The 646-nt window shown below is 27.6% G+C and carries 1 protein-coding gene; it reads right to left on the bottom strand.

All coding sequences use genetic code 11. The annotated features are described in order from the left end of the window. Window positions 1-646 (bottom strand): autotransporter outer membrane beta-barrel domain-containing protein (locus JG676_RS07735; RefSeq protein WP_200217862.1); only part of this gene is annotated, 646 nt, incomplete at both ends.

Below are 646 nucleotides of genomic sequence, written 5' to 3'. Positions count from 1 at the left end.
GTAAAGCTTGTTTTAGTAGAGAAGAGATTTAAATAGTTTGCATAGACTCTCTCTCCTCCATTAACTGTAGCTTGACCTATAGTATTTTGCATAGAGAAAGCCTCTGTATAACCTCCTTCATAGGCTAAACCAACTTCAGGTGAGAATATATCTTTATCTTTAATAAAATTCATACCTAAATTAGCATTAAGTCCATAAGCATAAGAATTAGGTTCAGCTTTAGCTTCATTATTTCCTATTTTTTTAGTTAAATCATTTTTAATTAAAGCTGTTTTACCTTGAGCTTTAATATAAACTTCTTGACCTTTTTTTGTAGTAAATAAGGTATTAAAGTATTTTAAACCTGCATAATAAGTTCTATTATTGATATTAAAATAAGTTGAACTCATTTTTGTATCTTCATAACCTGCATATATACCATATATTCCACTATCTTTTAAAGTAGAATAACCTATAATAGTTCCTTTAGTATGTCCTTTACTTTCTTCATTTAAAGATAGTTCAACATTCTGTGAAGAAGTATAAGGAAGTATAAATAAAGAGTGTTCTTTATTCATTCCATAAGAAGCATTTTTAAAATCACTCTTTATATAATCACTTGCATCAGAGTATAAATTACCTTTTTCTTGCATAGCCATTCTTTGAG

Origin of the sequence: Campylobacter sp. 2018MI34, from assembly GCF_016598975.1 — a bacterium.
Taxonomy (GTDB): domain Bacteria; phylum Campylobacterota; class Campylobacteria; order Campylobacterales; family Campylobacteraceae; genus Campylobacter_D.
This window is presented reverse-complemented; position numbering and strand designations above follow the sequence as displayed.